The 18,628-nt window shown below is 34.6% G+C and carries 8 protein-coding genes and 2 tRNA genes; 4 read left to right on the top strand and 6 right to left on the bottom strand.

Annotated features, from left to right (window positions below; translation table 11 throughout):
* The first annotated feature begins 212 nt into the window (after window positions 1-212).
* The 3 genes from TYM08_RS06625 (at window position 213) to TYM08_RS06635 (ending at window position 6,309) form a co-directional block, all read left to right on the top strand.
* The gene (locus TYM08_RS06625) at window positions 213-1,619 is read left to right on the top strand and encodes a rhomboid family intramembrane serine protease (protein ID WP_422382181.1); all 1,407 of its coding nucleotides are present in this window, start codon (window positions 213-215) and stop codon (window positions 1,617-1,619) included.
* 1 nt (window position 1,620) lies between these two features.
* Window positions 1,621-3,357 (top strand): hypothetical protein, encoded by a 1,737-nt coding sequence (locus TYM08_RS06630; RefSeq protein ID WP_422382182.1) that lies wholly within the window; start codon window positions 1,621-1,623, stop codon window positions 3,355-3,357.
* Between the two features lie 159 nt (window positions 3,358-3,516).
* Window positions 3,517-6,309, top strand: a complete 2,793-nt coding sequence (locus TYM08_RS06635) for a DUF2339 domain-containing protein (RefSeq protein ID WP_422382183.1) — start codon at window positions 3,517-3,519, stop codon at window positions 6,307-6,309.
* 69 nt (window positions 6,310-6,378) lie between these two features.
* Here TYM08_RS06635 and gshA read toward each other — a convergent pair whose 3' ends face one another.
* Complete coding sequence (gene gshA, locus TYM08_RS06640; protein WP_422382184.1) at window positions 6,379-7,938, bottom strand: glutamate--cysteine ligase; 1,560 nt, start codon at window positions 7,936-7,938, stop codon at window positions 6,379-6,381.
* Between the two features lie 124 nt (window positions 7,939-8,062).
* On the opposite strand from gshA, the gene ppc reads away from it, so the two are divergent.
* Window positions 8,063-10,681: a phosphoenolpyruvate carboxylase gene (ppc, locus tag TYM08_RS06645; RefSeq protein ID WP_422382185.1), complete on the top strand. Its 2,619-nt coding sequence runs from the start codon at window positions 8,063-8,065 to the stop codon at window positions 10,679-10,681.
* A gap of 641 nt (window positions 10,682-11,322) precedes the next feature.
* On the opposite strand, the gene TYM08_RS06650 is transcribed toward ppc, so the two are convergent.
* The 5 genes from TYM08_RS06650 to TYM08_RS06670 all read right to left on the bottom strand — a co-directional run bounded on the left by TYM08_RS06650 (window position 11,323) and on the right by TYM08_RS06670 (window position 18,613).
* Complete coding sequence (locus TYM08_RS06650; protein WP_422382186.1) at window positions 11,323-16,116, bottom strand: sugar-binding protein; 4,794 nt, start codon at window positions 16,114-16,116, stop codon at window positions 11,323-11,325.
* Between the two features lie 278 nt (window positions 16,117-16,394).
* A complete protein-coding gene (locus TYM08_RS06655; RefSeq protein ID WP_422382187.1) occupies window positions 16,395-16,961 on the bottom strand; it encodes a YcbK family protein in 567 nt (188 codons plus the stop codon).
* Between the two features lie 269 nt (window positions 16,962-17,230).
* Window positions 17,231-17,306, bottom strand: a tRNA-Phe gene (locus TYM08_RS06660).
* Window positions 17,307-17,326: 20 nt separating this feature from the next.
* Window positions 17,327-17,402, bottom strand: a tRNA-Phe gene (locus tag TYM08_RS06665).
* Window positions 17,403-17,557: 155 nt separating this feature from the next.
* Window positions 17,558-18,613: a 3-deoxy-7-phosphoheptulonate synthase gene (locus tag TYM08_RS06670; RefSeq protein WP_422382188.1), complete on the bottom strand. Its 1,056-nt coding sequence runs from the start codon at window positions 18,611-18,613 to the stop codon at window positions 17,558-17,560.
* Window positions 18,614-18,628 lie beyond the last annotated feature (15 nt).

An 18,628-nucleotide genomic window follows, 5' to 3' on the forward strand; every position in this document is an offset into this window, starting at 1 on the left:
CCAAAGCAAAAGCTGTTCCTAATAATTAAACTCAATGAGTGTAAAAATAAAATATCCATACGGTAAGTAGCATTTAATTTACAGTTAAAGGACATTAAGTTAGATAAAACGCTGGTAGAATAGGGTGAATCGAATTTCACTCGTTGGAAAATAATGTGAAATCTGTCACAATGCGTAAATTAGCGATTTAAAATTTAACTTAGGAAAAGTGCATGATTCTATTACCTACTGAAAAACGCTTAGATTGGTTGCGTGCGCCAATAGTGTTAATGAGTATTGTTTTTTTAAATATTGCTGTATTTTTTTTGTATCAAACTCAAGATGCTAAAAAATATTCTGATGCTTTACATCAATACACTCAAGGACAAACCAATTTTTTTGCAAATGAACGATCTGCTTATTTTGATTATTATCCTGATTACTATGATTCAGTGGATCAAATCACTCCTTACGAAATTTTATTTGACGATGAGTTTTATATTTATTTTAAGGAAAATTCTTATATTGAAATGGATCAATGGCAATATGATAATTATTTTTATCAAAGAGATGAAATTCAAAAATTAATATTATCAAACAGTGCATCGTCATTTGGTTATATACCCAGTAATTTCGAAATCACTCGTGTATTTACTCATATGTTTTTACATGGGGATATATTTCACTTGTTGGGTAATTTATTTTTCTTGGTACTGTGTGGGTTTGCAGTAGAAGCAGCTATTGGGCATTTACGTTTTTTATTATTTTATATGATTTCGGGCATTGGGGCTGTATTCGCTTTTGCATTATTTGATTTAAATAGTACTACTGCGTTGATTGGTGCGTCAGGGGCCATTTCTGGTGTGATGGCAATGTATCTTGTTGTTTTTAAACTCAAAAAGATAGAGTTTTTTTATTGGTTTTATTTTTTCGTTGGATACTTTAAAGCACCCGCGTTATTAATTTTACCCATTTATATTGCAAATGAAATCTATCAATATTTGACTATGGAAGGATCGAATGTCGCGTTTATGGCCCATGCTGGTGGGTTTGTAACTGGTGCGATTTGTTTGGGGGGAGTGCAATTAATATATCCTAAAACAATTGATATCGAATATATCGAAGAAGATGATGTTGAATTTGAGCGTTTGCAAAAACTTGATGCTATTTATAATCGCATTGAAGCTTATCGATTTAAAGAGGCAAGTCGATTAATTCGTACTTATCAAATGGAATATGAAGACGATGAAAATTTAAAGTTAATTCATTACCATATGCTTGGTCTGCAACAGACGCAAGAGGCTAAAAATAGCAGAACACGACTTGCTATAAATTTGCTATCGCAAAAGAAAATCGAAAATAAAAATTTACCTACAATTGCTAATATTTGGTCAAATAATTCAGAAGTAAAAAATCAAATGGATTTAGAAAAGTTACGCCGATTAGCGTGGCGTTTATGCGATTATAAAGATTTACAACACGCTGAAGAAATTACTGTACATCTAGTAGAAAACAAAAATGACGATTCGATTATTGCATTACTACAAAAACTAGCTAAAGAATTTGCTGAACAAAATAATCAACCTAAACGAATAAAATACTTAAAGTTAGCTCAATCTATTCACGCTCAGGGAATGTAACATGATTCATTGCAAATACCACCCAAGTAAAGACGCGACCTATTTTTGCAAAGTTTGTAATGTGGATTGTTGTGACCAATGTACAGATGTGAGCGAATATTTGGACGAAAACCGCTGTTTTAAATGTAATAGCCATATGCAACAGGTGAAACAAAATCAAATAAAAAAACCATTTTGGCGTAGACTTCAAGCCAGTTTTCGTTATCCATTAGATATTAAAACTTTAGGTGTCATTGCATTGTTTGTTTTGATATCGGGTTTGATTCCTTCATTGCCATTTAAATTTATTCTTAGTTTGATTGTGTTTGGCACATTATTTAAGTATTTATTTACCTGTCTTAAACATACCGCCATGGGAGAGTTTAACCCACCTGATCCAATAGATGCGATTGAAGGTGGCTTTGTACTGGCATTAAAAGTAATTGGTCTTTTTGTGGTGTTGGCTTTTGTCATTAAATTTATGTTTGATGTGATCAATTATCAACTTGCAGCAATTGTTACGTTTGCCATTTTTCTATTATTGCCAGCAATCGTTATGGTGTTAGCTTTGACAGATTCCTTAGTTGAAGCGTTAAATCCAATGAATGTCATTCACGCTGCCGTTCAATTGGGATTACAGTATCTTGTGTTTCTAGGTTTTATATTTGTCATGATCGGTTCCGCTGAAGTATTGAATTCAACGATATCTTTAGTGTTTCCTCAAGCTTCCAGTTTTTTATCGGCATGCGTGGGTATTTATTATTTAATAGTTGCGTTTCATATTATGGGTTATATGGTTTATGAAAACCAAGGTAAGCTTCTAAAGCAAGAATCCATGTTAAATGATAGCGATAAGGATCAAAGAACTCCGGCTCAACGAGCATTAGCTAAGGCAAATATCTTTGTAAAAGAAGGATTGTTTAATCATGCTGTTAGTGTATTTGATCAAGGTATAAAAGATTCCCCACAGGATTATCATCTACATACTAAGTATTTTGAATTTTTAATGGCTTGCCATGCATCAGATCAAATGTCTAAATTTGGTGGAAGATATTTAAATCTACTTATAAAAACTCACCGGAATGAACGAATTTATTCAACCTATAGAAATATATTAGAGTTGACGGGTTCTTTTCAAATTAATTTATTACAAAATAAATTAATTGTTGCTAGAGCATGTTATGAGAGGGGGAATAATGTTCAATGTGTGAAGTTGTTAAATGGCGTCCAAAATTTACACAAAGACGATCCGGATTTAATTGAAGCATTTCAATTATTACATGATGCATTGATATTTATACCAGGACAGGAAGAAACGGGTAAAAAAGTAAGAGCGCATTTGAAGGCGCTAATTTCAAAGAAAAAAGGTCAGGATTCATTAGTTGATCGTAAAGGACTTGTTACTGATACTCGTATAGCTGCAATTAAAAATACAAATGAAACCATGCGTAATCAAACATCAGAATCGTTAGATGATAAAATCAAACTTACAAAAAAAGATATGGAACAAGCAAGAAATGAACTTTCTAGAAATCTCAAAATCTCACCTGAAAATTATTTAAAGCAACAAGAAGATTTAGATGCGCCTTTGACTTTAGAGGGTGAAACTGATCAATCATCAACTTCAAAAGTTCACACGTCCCCCTTTGATTTCGAGTCAACTGAAAAAGAGGAAGGTTCAGATTCATCAAAACGATCGAATACGTCCAAATCAACCAATAAATATCAAGATGATTTCTCACCAATCGAATTTAATTAATATCCGAATGCCTTACTCAGTTTAAAAATGCGCTCAATTTTTATTGTAAACTCATTTTTTGCTGATTTTCCAAATCGTTACTTCACAGATTTTAATATTGAAGTAGTGCAAAAATCATTCAGCTGATAAGATCTTTCTTTTTAAAATTAAGGTTAGGGCGTGTTTGAATTATTAGGATTACTTGGGTTTATCTTTACAGGAGCCTTATTGTTAGGAGTTATCTTTGCTTGGATTGTTTTTTTTGATCATAAAAAAACAAAACTAAGACTATTTCAGTTAGAGAGTGAACTTGCACAACTTAAATTAAAAAACATTTCTGAATCCAATTCTGAATCCATTTCTGAATCCAAAGTTGAAGAAGTTGAAGAAGTTGAAGAAGTTGAAAAAGTTGAGCAAATACAAAACTTAATAACCAATTTAAGTGACACTCAAACACTAATAGATGAAACGACAAAGGTTGACGATGAACAACTATTGCCAAAACCGATCCTTAATGAAAAAGTCAAAAAAAATCCTTCAGAAAATAGTTTACAACTATCAGAAGTAAACACCTCCCAAGCGTATAAATCGTCTCAACAATCCCGCTTATTCTCTACAACTGAGTCAAAGGTTCATCAACCTAATGCAATTGAGCACTTTGTCGCTTGGGTCATTACAAATTGGATGGTGAGTGTTGGTGGTTTAAGTGTTGCCATAGCGGGTGTGTTTTTAGTTAAATATTCAATGGATCAAGGTTATTTAAGCCCAGCTTTAAGAATTAGTTTTTCTATTATGTTTGGATTGATACTTCACGCTGGGGCATATTATTGGATGAAAAAGTCCAAACAAGTAATAGCATCGATCTCTGCTTTAGCAGGTGCGGGCAGTATCACTATGTACGCTGCCATTTTAGCAGGGTTGCGAATGTACGATATGTTCCCATCATTGATTGTATTTTTATTGTTGGCTGTCATTTCATTATTAACTATGGCTTTAGCGCTTGTATATGGGCCTATACTAGCGGTTATGGGAATCATTGGTGCTATGGTTGTTCCATTATTAGTTGGTAGTGATTCTCAGGGCGGTATTAATGATATTTTAATTTATATTCTTGTGATCAGCGCATCGGCTCAATTTTTAATTAAAAAAGTGAATCGTTCTTGGTTGCATATTTTAGTATTAGTGGGTGCTTTAATTTGGTGGGCACTGACGTTTACTCATTTTTTAACGCCTTTTAGTCATCTATATTTGACCGGTTTATTATATTTGTTTGTCTCAATACCCTATGCAAATTATTCATTAATGCAATGCTTTATGCCAATCAATATTCAACCAGATCAAGTTTCGACAAATGTCTTTCAAAAATTAACATTAGGATGTCAGCTGTATTTACTACCAATAATAACCATTGGTGGTATTTTAATTGCGCAATGCATTTCAATTATTTATGAGCCTAATTGGACGCGTTCACTATTGATTTGGTTGCCTATGTTTACAATTTTATTGTTTATATATAGAGCTAACTCCGTTTTAAGATTGTTGCCTTGGGTGATGTTTTTAGGTTATTTAATCAGTATCTTTATTACCAGTTTATTTGCTTCAAATTTACACACAGACAATATAATAGTGCTGTATTTAAGTATTGCTTTATTGATGTCTTTGACACTGTTTACTAATAGAGTGAATTTAATAAATCAAGTAAACAGGGTGATTTGCTATGAAGATGCCATGCAATCTGCACTGATGGTATTTGCTCCGTTAATGAGTATCGCTTTAATATATTGGTCATTTGAATCTCAATTAACCTTATTTAATTGGGCGATTTTGAGTTTATTAATAGGTTTAAGTTATTTGGCTTCATCGCTAAATCAATTACAAAAAAACAATCCATCAATATTAGTAATATGGAGCATGATTGCCTCCCATTTTGCGTTTGCTATGACATTTGTAATGTGTTTTGAACAATTCTATTTAACTTTAGCATTGGCTTGTCAGGTACTTTCGTTAGTGTGGATGTTTAAACGGTATCAACTAAATCATGTGAATTTTTTAGTAAAAGCACTTTTGGCTGTCATTATAATTCGTTTAACTTTTAACCCTTGGTTGGCGCAGTATGATAGTACGGTTCATTGGACATTATTTACTTATGGCGGCTCTGTTTTATTGTTATTTATAGCAAGTAGAATTTGTGTTGAAACTAAATTAAGACAATGGCTAGAAGCAGCCACATTACATGTCTTTGTATTATTTTTTAACGCAGAGATGCGTTACTGGTTATATGATGGTGATATTTTTAGTTATGCATTTAGTTTTACAGAGGTGTATTTAAATATGCTGATGTTTGGCTCTGTGGCTTGTGTGTATCACGTGCGTAGTAAATTTGCACAAAGTCTTAAAGCAATCTACCAAATAGCTTCACAAATATTAATTGCATTAAGTGTGGTGAGTTATTTTATTATTTTAATTCCTAAAAACCCATTGTGGAATGTTGATGCCATTTCATCTTTTCCAATTTTCAATGGTTTATTGCTGTCATTTGGGTTGGCTACGGTATTGTGGTTTGCAGTTAGTAAAGTGTTTGAACAAAAATATCAAACTGGATTTAAAGCTTTAGCTGCTTTTTCGGGATTTGTTTATATTTCTATGAATATCCACCATTTATGGCAGGGGCAATTAAATATTGAAGCGAATATTTCAATAGCAGAACAGTACACGTATTCCATAGTCTGGTTGGTTATAGCGGTGTCAGTGTTTGTTCGTTCAATTTTAAAAGATCAAACTGCGCTATATAAAGTGGCGGTAAGTTTTTTGTTATTTGTTATTGGTAAAATATTCATAATGGATATGAATGCTCTGGAAGGGATTTTAAGAATTTTATCATTCTTAGGACTTGGATTATGTTTGTTAGCTTTAGCTGCATTACATAATTGGTTAAAGAATTTGAATAGCTCAGATGAGAAAGCGCTAAATTAAATGGTTTAGGTTGTGTGTGAATAAAAAAACGAGCCACCGATCACGTTGACTCGTTTTACATGTAAAAAATCAGCCGTTTAAGTATTCTTTTAAAAATACATCAAAACTCACATTATCAGTAGATTCAATCTCTTTTTGATCAATGATTGATTGCTCACTGAGTTGATTAAATGCCTTTTGGGTAACCTCAGGTAAGTCTAGTTTTTGAAAATACGCTTTATGTTCATTCGCCAAACTTTGTCCTGCTTTTAAAAATGAACCTTGATGTGCGCTTATATGTTTAAGCAATAAATAAGATGGCGTATATTTATTATCATGAACTTTTTTAAACTGTTGTTGGATTGCCTCTTTAGTACCAGTTTCAAAATTTTCAACAACATCTGCAATATCATTTAAACTTTTGAAAATAGTTTCAGCTTGTTTAATCAGAGGTGTTTCTACATTATCAATTAGCAGTGTTAAGTTTTGATCACGGCCACGTTGCGTGACTCTTTTTGTATTTTCAGCCACTTCTTCACATTCAATGTCATCTATTTTGTCTTGTTCGGATAATAAACAATATGTTAAAAAGACATCGAGAAATTTCATTTGGCTTTCGTCTATCCCGCAAGGCATGAACGGATTTAAATCTAAACATCGTACTTCAATATATTGAACGCCTCGGTCTCGTAATGCTGCAATGGGTTTTTCACCGGAATTAGCAACACGTTTTGGGCGAATATCGCTGTAATATTCGTTCTCGATTTGTAAAATGTTTTCATTTAATTGCTTGGCTTGATCTCCATCTTTTAATCCGATTTTTTGATATTTAGGGTAAATGGTTTTGATGGCTTTGCTTAATGACGCTGTATAATTTTCTAGCGTGTTATAACAAATATTTAAAGATGATTGTGCGTTGTTTGAATAACCAATATCACTCATACGCAAACTTGTGGCCATAGGCAAAAAATCGGTGTCTTCGCTTAATGTTTCTAATTTAACTTGTTCGCCAGTTTTAAAGCTTTTGTCTAAAGCTGGTGATGCACCAAATAAGTAAAGTAGTAACCAAGAGTGGCGACGAAATCCACGAATTAAATGAAAATATTGTCTTGATATGAAACTTTGCATATCTTCTGTGTTGCCTTTGTGTTCACTAAAGGCTTTCCAAAAATCATCAGAAAATGAAAAGTTAAAATGCAAACCTGCAATTGCTTGCATCATTCTGCCATAACGATGCCATAGACCATGGCGATATGCCGTTTTTAGCTGTCCTATATTAGAGCTGCCATATTGGGCGATATTTATAGCAAGCTCATTAGGCACAAAATTTGGCATGCTAGCAGGCCATATTGTTTGTTCGCCAAGATGTTGATAGGAGAATTGATGCAATTGAGTTAAATGCTCGATGGCATCTTTTGGTTTTTTAAAAACAGGGGTAATAAATTCAAGTAAGCTTTCTGAATAATCAGTGGTAATACTTGGGTGCGTTAATGTAGAACCTAATGCTTGTGGATGTGAATTGTCGGCAATTTTACCGCTTGCTTCGGTACGTAGACCTTCTTTCTCGATGCCATGAAAAAAACTTACGACATCTTCGCTTTGCTTGGAAAGCCAATCTAAATTACTTTGAAAGTCCAATAGGATACCCATTGTAGAATTTTGTCAAATGAAGCCCTGATATAGGGCGAAAGAACTATTTTTCAAGTCAACCATTTAAAAAAAAGTGAAACACCCTTATATTAGGGTTTCATAAATATTTTCAATGAGGATCAAAATGTCTTTAATTCCAGAAACGTTACGCGATAATGTCCGCTTATTGGGCGATTTACTTGGGGAATCCGTTAGTAATTATGAAGGATCCGACATTTTAAAAATCGTCGAAGCCATTCGCCAGTTTAGTAAAAAAGCAAGCACAGATGATTCGATTGGAACGGATGAATTGCATGAAGTATTGGCTCAAGTAGAAGACAAAGACATTTTACCTGTTGTGCGTGCATTTAATCAGTTTTTGAATTTGGCGAATATTGCAGACCAAGAACATACGGCCAGTCAAAAACCAAATGTTGATGAGCTAGATCAGTTATTTAAAAAATTAAGTGACTCGCACGGTAAATCCAAACTGCAAGAAGTATTAAGTAAAATCAAAATTGAGTTAGTGCTTACTGCTCATCCTACAGAAGTATCACGCCGAACGTTAATTCACAAATACGATCAAGTCGCGACAAGTTTATCTAACTTACGCCGCACAGATTTATTAGATTATGAAGTGAATGAGCAGCAACATAATTTAAAGCGTTTAATTGATGAAATTTGGCAAACTGATGAGATTCGCACCGAACGTCCAACTGCCTTTGATGAAGCAAGATGGGGATTTGCAGTCATTGAAAACAGTCTTTGGAAAGCTGTGCCTCAATTTATGCGACACTTAGATTCCGTTGCTCGCAAACGCGTTGGCCAAGGTTTAGATTTAAGTGCAACGCCATTTTCGTTTTATTCTTGGATGGGGGGCGATCGCGATGGTAATCCAAATTGTACACACGACATCACACAAAAAGTGATTTATTTAGGTCGTTGGATGGCAGCAGATTTATATTTAAATGACATTCATGCTTTAGCTGGTGATTTAAGTATGACCGATGTCAGTGCTGAAGCAGCTGAATATTTAGGTCAACCTTCAAGCACGCCTTATCGAGAATTATTAGTATCTGTTAAACATCGTTTGGAAATGACCAAACAATTTTGTGATGATCAATTAAGAGGAAAAGAAAACTTTACCCATGAAGATCAATTATTGACCAAAAAATCTCAAATATTAGATATTTTAGAATTATGCTACCGCTCCTTAAACGAAGTTGGCTTAGATAAAGTTGCTAATGGACCATTGCTAGATAGTATTCGTCGAGTGTATTGTTTTGGTATCAATTTATCACCATTAGATATCCGTCAAGATGCGCAGCGACATGTTGAAGCTATTTCTGAAATTTGTAATTGTCTTAATATTGGCGATTACGCCAATTTCACAGAAGCGCAGCGTCAAGAATTTTTATTAAAAGAGTTGCAATCGAATCGTCCATTATTACCTATTCATTTTGAACCAAGTGCAAATGTTAAAGAAGTATTGGATACCTGTTTTGTTGTGTCTAAACAACCTCAAGAGTGTTTGTCCCATTACATTATTTCAATGGCGCAACAACCATCAGATGTGTTAGCTGTCGCGTTATTATTAAAACAAACTGGTATGAAATGGAATATGCCTGTCGTGCCATTATTTGAAACGCTTGACGATTTAGATCGTGCGCCAACTGTAATGGGTAAATTATGGCAAAATGAATGGTATCGTGAATATTCAGCTCAATGGCAAACGGTGATGATTGGGTATTCTGATTCCGCAAAAGATGCTGGCAAATTAACAGCTACATGGGCGCAATATAAAGCACAAGAACAATTAGTAGCATTAGCTGAACAAAACAGCATTGAGTTAGTGTTGTTCCATGGACGTGGTGGTACGGTTGGACGTGGTGGAGGACCAGTAGCTAAAGCAATGGCTTCACAACCTCCAGGTTCTGTAAAAGGTGTGATTCGAGTGACAGAGCAAGGCGAGATGATCCGATTTAAATTTGGTCGAGCAAGGGTCGCGTTTAATTCATTCAATGACTATATGATTGCAAATATTCAAGCAACACTTGCTCCAGATGAAGCGCCTAAACAACAATGGCGTGATCTAATTGAACAAATGAGCACCGAATCTTTAAGTGCATATCGTAAAGTGGTAAGAGATGATCCTAATTTTGTGCCTTATTTTAGAACTTTAACCCCCGAGCAAGAACTAGGTAAGTTGGCATTGGGCAGTCGTCCAGCTAAACGAAAAGCAACAGGTGGTGTAGAAAGTTTGCGCGCAATTCCGTGGATTTTTGCTTGGATGCAGGTTCGATTGAATTTACCTGCTTGGTTAGGTGCAAGACAGGCATTGCAATTTGCACACGAAAATCAAAAAGATGTATTAGACGATATGATTAAAAACTGGCCATTTTTTAACAGTTATTTAGATCTATTAGAAATGGTGTTGGGTAAAGCTGATTTACCAATTAGTGCACATTATGAAAAAGAGCTCGTAGCAAAAGAGATTCAATCATTAGGTGTCACATTACGTACAGATTTAGCTGAGTTAATTAATTTAATGAATCTGTTAAAAGGACAGTCACAATTACTCGAAGGGGACAAGATACTTCAAGGTAATTTAAAAGTGCGTAAACCTTATATTGATCCATTAAACTTAATGCAGGTTGAGTTGCTCAAACGTGAACGTCAGTCTGGTCAAATTAGTCCTGAGTTGGAGCAGGCACTTAAAGTGACGATGACAGGTATATCTGCAGGTATGCGTAATACTGGCTAATAAATGTTTGAATTTTGAATTAATATAAAAGAGGCGAAAGCCTCTTTTTTTTGGTTTTTGACTAAATATTAAAAAAAACGATTCGAAAATATTTTGCATGATCAATGTTAGCTTATTTCGAAGGTATTTATTTAACACAATTCTAAGATTATCCATTGTGATTTTGTGTACTATTTTATTAAACCATATATTTGATTTAATAATGTTTTTAAAGTCGCTAATAGAGAGGAATTATTTTTCTGTTTTATCGTTTGGGCTCTGAATTAGTTCAATTCTTGATATAGTGATTGATTGACTATGCCCATTGTTTGATCGTCTAAGTTTGATTGACCATGTTTGATCGACTGTGTTTATCGACTAAGTTTGATTAACCATGTTTGATCAGTCATTTTTGATAGACCATTCACATTAGCTATAGCTAAAAAAACGAGTAAGCATAAGACCTGTTTTGTTATTTCATGGTGTTGCACAGTTTTCGTGTCTTCTATAGTACGCTGTTTGTTGAAAAATTCGGCAATTTTTTTAGAGAGTAAAATGCACTAGAGCAAAAGAGGTGAATCATGACTGGCTTCTTTAGGGTGAACCATTTGAGTTTTTAAAATAAAAATGGCGCTAAAAAGCGCCAATTTAAATAGAGTTTATTATTTAACTAATAAATTTAAAGTACCGTATCCATCAGCATTTAAGTATCCCTCATTGTTTGTGTGACCTTGTGAGTCTACAGAGCCAATAAAGTGCTCTCGATTTCCGCCTGTGTCACTGTCGTTGTATGATGCAGTAAACCCTAATACTTTATTTTCATATAACACTTCAGGATCAATTGGGCTGTGTGGTTGGCCATAGGGATTGAATTCGTCAGAATAAACTTGAATTTTAATTTCCCAAATATGAGTATTTCCCGTGCTTAATAACACTTTAGATATATGCTCTTCTGGAAGTGCGACTGATGTTCCAAATGGAGAATAAGGCGCATTTTCAATTGGGAGGTGATATGCGAATGCATTAGCCTTTCCACTTTCGTATACAGTGCCACCGGATTTGTCTTCGTCTAAAAATATTTCAACGGTGTCGTAAGTGTGGTCGTGACCAGCAATTAGTTTGTCATCAATAATTTCAAACAGCATATACAAATAGCCTTCGTCCCAAATCACTTTAAATTTACCTGTGAAATCTTCAGGAGTTGGTTCGTTTAGGTTTAACCAAAGCACATCAATCACTTGCCATTGTGAAACGTTCCAAGCGTTATCATCAATAATGCCGTCTATAACAGGTGGTGTGCCTGTTTTGTAAGCGTTATAGGTATTGCTTTGTGCTAACGGGGTATTTGTGTCACAGGTTTGTTGTGTTACTACTGGCAGAACTGACATGGAAGGATTGTTGGCCTTAATGGCTAAAATATCTTCACAATTTAATAATGTGTTACTAACATCCAGTGATTCTAATACTGGGAAATCTAACCAATCAAGATCACCAATGGCGTTTTCTGAAATATTTAATTCAGTAAGGTTGATTAAGTTTGTATTGGTGAAGTGAGTAAAATTATTATTTTGAATATTTAAAATCTTAAGTTCCGATAAGTATTCAAAAGATAATTGATTGATATTGTTTCCTGAGATATTCAACTCTTTTAATGCAAGACTGCTATTGATAGTTAAGCTTTCTATATTTGCATTACTTAAATCTAGAGTGATTAAATTTTCAAAGTTTTCTAAACCTTCCAGCGAACTTACCGTTTGATTTGCACAATTAAGCGATGTGATTTCTAATGCATAGCTTAAATTTGTATTTAATAAACAGGCTTTTAAGTTTTGATCGGTCACTTGCTCAGCGGCATCGGAAGTTAAAAGTAAATAGGGGTCGGTATTATTTGAAATAATCTCAATGGAATCGGTAATACTCTGGCCGCTTAAATGCGTCACGCTTAATTCAAACGTAACGATTTCTTGGCTGGTGGATTCTGGAGTCATAAAAGAGGTGGTTAGCTGATTATTTGTTGTTAAAAAAGTAGCAATGCCAGATGTTTGTGTCCATTTTACAGAAAGGATTTCATTTAAATTTAATGATGACTGTCCAGTTAAATTAATAAGTGTATTCTCATCGGCAGAAATATCTTGTCCAGCATCAACAGAAAATACATAGGTCAAAGGATTGATTGTTATAACGATGTCTTTACTTGCTGTTTGATGATCGGAATTCATTACCGTCAGGTTAAATCCATAGCTACTGGTTTGGTAAACTTCATCAGCATCAAAACTTAGAGTTAAAAAATCATCGTTATCAATAGTTATTAAATCACCTGAAGTTTGTGTCCATAAAATTGAAGTTAAATTGTCAGTGTCTTCATTTACAAGAGCGCTGATATTGACAGTTGAAGTGGCAAGAAATTGATACTCATTATTTAAGCTAATTGTTAATGGGGTAGTCATATCTTCAATGGTAATGATCACTTCTTTAGTGGTAGTGAGTAATTCATTGTCAGTGACCGTTAAAGTAAAGGTTACTTGAGTTTGTTGAGTCACTTCTGGTGCGGTAAATATTAATGTGCCATATTCATCGCTTGTAAAATTTATGGTTGTCCCGCTAGTTTGGCTCCAATAAAAATCAGTTACGCTTCCGTTTGTGTCATAAAACGATACAGGAATTGAAACTTCATCGAAATTATTAACAGTAACTGGATGGATATCTTCAATAACAGGGTAATGCAAAATTGAATCAACTAATGTTAAATCACCAAAACCGTCTGCGTTTAAATATCCTTGGTTTGCTAAGTGGCCTGGGCTGTTAACCGAACCTATGAAGTGTTCACGAACTGAGGAGCCATCATTGTCGATATAAGAGGCACTAAAACCTAACTCTTTACCTGTGTATAAAGTAACAGGAGTATGTATTTCAGCATTTTGATTGGCAGAGTTATTATCATAGTTATAAGTGTCATCATAAATATTGATTCTTACTTCCCAAGTATGATGAGTACCATTGCTGATAATTTGACTTGTTATATGCTCATCAGAATATGTAATGGGTGATCCGTTGCGAATATCAATAGCACGACCATCTAAGCCAATGTGATAAGCAAATGCATTTCCATCTGAATTGTATCCATTATGATCGCCACCTGAATGGTCTTCGTCAATGAATAATTCAACGGTGTCGTTAAAGAAATATTCATGACTAGAATCTAATGAGTCATCGATGATGTCGAATAACATATATAGCGCATTTTCGTCCCAAATCACTTTGAACTTTCCGCTGAAATCATCTGGAGTCAAGTCATTAGAATTACCTTCCCATATTACTCCAATAGACTGCCAATTCGCTTCATCCCAAAGTTGTGAGTCCATGACACCATCAATAATTGGTGCTCTAACCGTTTTGGGTGCACTGTATGAATTACTTAAAACAGGCGGTTGATCATTACAGTTTGTAAAAGTAGGAGTGAATGTCACATTTGGATATTGTGTTATTAATGCATTAATTTGATTACAACTAAAATCGGTGTTGTTTAAATTAATGCTTTGTAATGAAACCAAATAATCAAAACTTAAAACGCTAATAGGGTTGCTTGATAAATCTAAATGGACAATGCTTTGCATGTTGGTTGTATTAATTTCAGTTAATGCATTGTTAGATAATACAATGGTGCTAATGGCATTATGGTCAGCAAACATAAATGTATTATCGGTGTTATTTAAATTGTGGTTATCAAAACGGATACTTGTTAAGTTTTCAAAAGCATCTAAACCTGTTGTGTTATTTACGCTTAAAGTTGAGCAGTTTAATGTCGTCAGCTCATTTGTGTAAGTTAGATTAAGATCATTAATACATTGTTTTAACTCATCATCCACAATATTAATTAACACTGATGAAATTAATGTATCTTGCTCGAGAAGATTATTCACTGTCACGTTTACTGTATCTGTAATGCTGCCACCATCAATGTCAATTAATTCAACTTGAAACTCTAATGTTTCAGTTTCCATAACATTAGGGGCTATAAATTCACTTTCAAATAAATTATTTGTAATTAAATTTACCATCGTTCCAGAAATCTGTGTCCAATTTACGCTTTGAATCTGCGACTGGTCCATTAAAGAGCTTGCTAAAAGTGTAACTACAGATAGTTCATCTGTTGTCATATTTTCTGGAGCCATTACCAAAGGTATGATCGTTACCGGATTTGCAGTAATAGTGATGGTTTTTGATGCAGTTTGATTGTCATTATCTTTCACTGTAAAGGTGAATTGATATTCAGTTTCAAGGCTTATATCAGGAATGCTAAATGTTAATTTGCCGTTCGCATTATCGGTAAATAATATTGGATTTCCAGAAGTTTGAGTCCAATGCGCAGATATGATTGAGCCATTGCTGTCTGCATAAATTGCGGATATTGAATGTGTTGTAATTTCATCAACAGATAAATCACTTATTGCTTCGATAGTTGGTTCAATATTAACTTGAGCAATGTTTAACAGCGTTGTGGCTGTGTTGGTTAATCCGTCATTATCTGTGACAGTTAGACTGAAATGCAATTCAGTGGTTTGATTTACTTCAATTGCATCAAAAACTAAGTGCTGTTGATTCAAAATAGAGTTGCTTAAATTTAATTGAATTGTGTCGGACGCATCTTGTGCCCATTGATAATTAACGATGCTGCCATCAGTATCGGCTGAAGTTGAGTTGATTGTAATTTGCTCTAATTCGTTAAAGGTATAAAAAGTATCTAGCGAAACAGAAGGCTTCTTTGCTTGGAATAGTATCGTAATAACTGTGTTAGCCTTTGCGGTGAGTTGGTCGTTATCAGTAATGGTTAATTCAAAATTGAATTGAGTATCTGTTGTTACTTCAGGGGCTGTAAATATTAATAAGTTGCTTTTTAAAGTAGGGTCACTTAAATGTAGTTGGATTAAATCGTCCTCAGATTGTTTCCATAAATATTGTTCAATTGTGCCATCTTCATCATAAGCTTCGATATTAATGACGACTGTACTTAATTCTTTGGCTGTCACAGATTCGTTTATTAATAAAGTGGGGGGAATAAATGATTGTTCTGATTTTTTAATTGAAACAAATATCTGTGTTTGATCGGTTTTATTTTCATTATCAGTGGTGATAATTAAAAAAGTAACGGTTCGATCAATTTTAGATTCTGGAACATCTAAAATTAGCAAAGTGTTATTAATAATGTTTGCATCAATTGGAAAATCTAAATGGGTTTGTTGTGTGGCTGTCACGGACTTGATGCTGCCATCTGAATCCGAAGCAGTAAATGTGATGCTGTCTTTTTTTCCAGATAAAACATTAATTTGTGTTTCTATTTCAATAGTTGGTGCTTGATTAGAGTTGGTAGGTGTTTTTTCAGGGTTGATCATTTGGTTAACTGTATCGCAGCTGTTTAGCGCAAAACATACAAATAATAGTGAAAGGTGCTTAAGCATTTAGAATCCTTGAGAGTAATAAAACTCGATAATTTGATGTACTAATTCATTTTGCTTTTAGTGCAAAATTTGCGAGGGAGATTGTATATTTTTGTGATAAATATCTCAATTGGGTTTGAGGTGCTTTTTTGATGTATTGGAGGGTGTATGTATTTGTTAAATATTTTTAAGTCATAGTTTTGTTTGTTTCTTTAATGATATGTAGGTTTCTAGTGGGGGGATTCTTGTTGATCGTTTATTTGATTGTATTGTTTTAAAGTCTTGTAGCTTGCGAAAAATCAGCCCCAGCTTCTTAATCTGCCAGTATCTAGGTGTATAAATCCGCTAGAGGTGTATTTGCCGGTACCGCCAATTTTCATAGATTGGCTAATTTTGAATAAATCCTGAGTGCGAATACCCTCAACTCTAAAGTCTATTGCGCGCCCTTGCATGTGTAAGGATTTTTTTGCAACACCAGTGGAGGTGGAGTTTAACATTTTGTTAGTAATTGGGCTTCTGTAACCTGAAATGATTTGAATGGGGGTGTCGGTGGATTTGGCTAAAACAGAAGTGCAATGTTGTTTGATGTTGGCAAGTCCAAGTAGTAGCTTTATATCCATTATTGCACTTTCGTTTTGGCGAAAGTCTCTTAATAAATGATGTACTTTTGCTAGATTCTCTGTAATGGGTTGGTTGTCACTAAAAATGACATCGTTAAAGTGTTCACCTGTATGGATGTTATACAGGTTTAACTCAATATCCTCAGCTTTACTTTTTGATTGTAGTAGGCTTTTTGTTTGCGCAAACACATTGGTTGGCAATATAAAACATGATGAGCTTAAAATTAATTGACGACGATTTAACATTAAATTACAAATTCAAAAAATAAAAATCGAATTCTATCAGTACTTGTATTTTAGGAAAGCCTAATTTGTTAGCTAAGTCATTGAATTTACAGTTATTGGTGTGAAATTGTTTCGTAGGCTAGGTTGAGTGCGGTCTAGAGGGTTTGTAACGGAAGGTTATTAATTGTAACAAGATGTAACTGATGTTTAGTTGAGGATGATTTAGTGGCGTAAAGCGTCTTTTGCTTTTTGATGGGCGAAAAAAAACCGCATTATGCGGCTTAATAAAATGGTGCCCAGACACAGAATCGAACTGTGGACACAAGGATTTTCAATCCTTTGCTCTACCGACTGAGCTATCTGGGCACGTTGCGATGAAGTATAAATGGTGCCCAGACACAGAATCGAACTGTGGACACAGGGATTTTCAATCCCTTGCTCTACCGACTGAGCTATCTGGGCGACTTCAAAGCGAGGCGTATTAAACGAATTTTTGAACCAAACGTCAAGGGCTTTTTTGCTAAATGATTGATTTTTCTGTGTTTTTTATTAAAAAATCAAATTTTGAATAAAAAAAGGCCAGTAAAAACTGGCCTAAGTTAGAAATGTTTTAAAGATTAACGGTTTGGTAAAACGTCTTTTAATTTAGCGTGCATATCTAAAATCATTTTTTCGGTGGTATCCCAAGCAATACACCCATCTGTTACAGAAACGCCATATTCCATATTATCTGAAATACTTTGATTTCCAAAGCCAATGTTACTTTCAACCATTAAGCCAATAATGGATTTATTGCCTTCTACTATCTGATTCACAACGTTCCCGGCTACAAGTGGTTGTAAGCTTGGATCTTTGTTGGAGTTTGCGTGTGAGCAATCAACCATGATGCTAGGTGTGATTTTTGCTGCTTCTAACTCTTTTTCACAAATGCTGACATTTACAGAATCATAATTAGGTTTTCCTCCGCCACCGCGAAGTACGACGTGTCCGTATTTGTTACCCTTGGTTTTAATGATGGCCACTTGGCCTTCTTCATTAATACCTAAAAAGCGATGCGGATGGCTAACGGATTGTAATGCATTGATCGCAACAGTTAATCCGCCATCGGTGCCGTTTTTAAAGCCTACAATTGAAGATAAGCCAGAAGACATTTCACGATGAGTTTGCGACTCAGTTGTGCGAGCGCCAATTGCAGACCATGCGATTAAATCCTGTAGGTATTGCGGGGAAATTGGGTCCAATGCCTCAGTTGATGTTGGGATGCCCATTTCAGAAACATCTAAAAGTAATTGACGTCCGATATGTAGACCTTTTTCAATTTGAAAAGAATCATCCAAATCTGGGTCATTGATTAGCCCTTTCCAGCCTGTTGTAGTACGTGGTTTTTCGAAATAAACACGCATCACTAATAAAAGTGTGTCATCGACTTTTTCACTTAATTCTTTTAAGCGTTTAGCGTAGTCAATTGCTGCATCTGTATCATGAATAGAGCATGGGCCGATAACTAAAAAGATACGCTTATCTTTGCGATCTAAAATGTTACGAATATCTTGACGACCTTGATCGACAACGGCTTGTGCTTTTGCAGTTAAAGGGATCTCAGCTTTAAGCTGGTGAGGTGTAATAAGTAACGCTTGAGATTCAATATTGATATCTTCTAATTCTGTTGACATGTTTTTTCCAAATAA

The sequence above is a fragment of the Marinicellulosiphila megalodicopiae genome, assembly GCF_045862395.1.
Lineage (GTDB): Bacteria > Pseudomonadota > Gammaproteobacteria > Pseudomonadales > Natronospirillaceae > Marinicellulosiphila > Marinicellulosiphila megalodicopiae.